The sequence below is a fragment of the Vreelandella boliviensis LC1 genome (genome assembly GCF_000236035.1).
Taxonomy (GTDB): Bacteria; Pseudomonadota; Gammaproteobacteria; order Pseudomonadales; family Halomonadaceae; genus Vreelandella; species Vreelandella boliviensis.
In genome coordinates this window covers 1-851 of record NZ_JH393272.1, presented here as the reverse complement: position 1 = coordinate 851, position 851 = coordinate 1, and the positions used below count along the sequence as shown (strand labels likewise).

Here is an 851-nt window from a genome sequence, read left to right as displayed (position 1 = left end):
GCTTTCGGCGAAAGATCAGCAAAGCTTACTGTTTGATATCAACCGTATGCGTGAAACCCTGGCGGAAACGATCGGCGACATTCATCGCGGTGCAAATCAAGTGAACAGCGGCGTTGAACAGATTGTCGGCGTTAACGAGGAGCTCTCTACCCGCACCGAGGAGCAGGCTGCCTCATTGGCTGAAACGGCCTCCAGCATGGAACAGCTCACCGCCACGGTAAAACAAAATGCCGAACACGCCGATCACGCGCGAACTCTTGCTACCCGCACCGCTGACAGCGCCCAGCGCGGTAGTGACTCTATGTCCACGGTGATCACCACCATGGCAACGATTAACGAAAGCGCCACCCATATGAGCAGCATCGTTAACACTATTGATGGTATCGCTTTCCAAACCAATATCTTGGCACTTAACGCCTCGGTGGAAGCGGCACGCGCTGGCGAGCAAGGGCGCGGCTTTGCCGTTGTGGCCAATGAGGTTCGCCAACTAGCCAGCCGTTCGGCTGCCGCTGCGCAAGAAATCAAAACCTTGATCGAAGCGTCGGATAGCAAAGTGGTGGAAGGCAGCCGTCAAGTGCGTGACACCGGCGATGTGATCAATGGCATGGTCGATGACATCAAACAGCTCAGCACACTGGTTCAGGAAATTTCTGCCGCCACCATTGAGCAGAGCAGCGGCATTGAGCAGGTCAACCAAGCGGTAACGCAAATGGACCAAATGACCCAGCAAAATGCCAGCCTGGTGCAAGAGAGTAACCACGCCACCCAAACGCTTGCCCAGCTTAGTGCCCAACTGCGTCAACTGGTTGCCCACTTCCGCATTAACCAGAGCACTGAGCATACGCAGGCAA

At 55.3% G+C, this 851-nt stretch carries 1 protein-coding gene; it reads left to right on the top strand.

From position 1 onward, the window contains the following. Positions 1 to 851, top strand: an 851-nt coding sequence (locus KUC_RS18975; RefSeq protein ID WP_040481825.1) for a methyl-accepting chemotaxis protein, incomplete at both ends; no start/stop codon positions are given.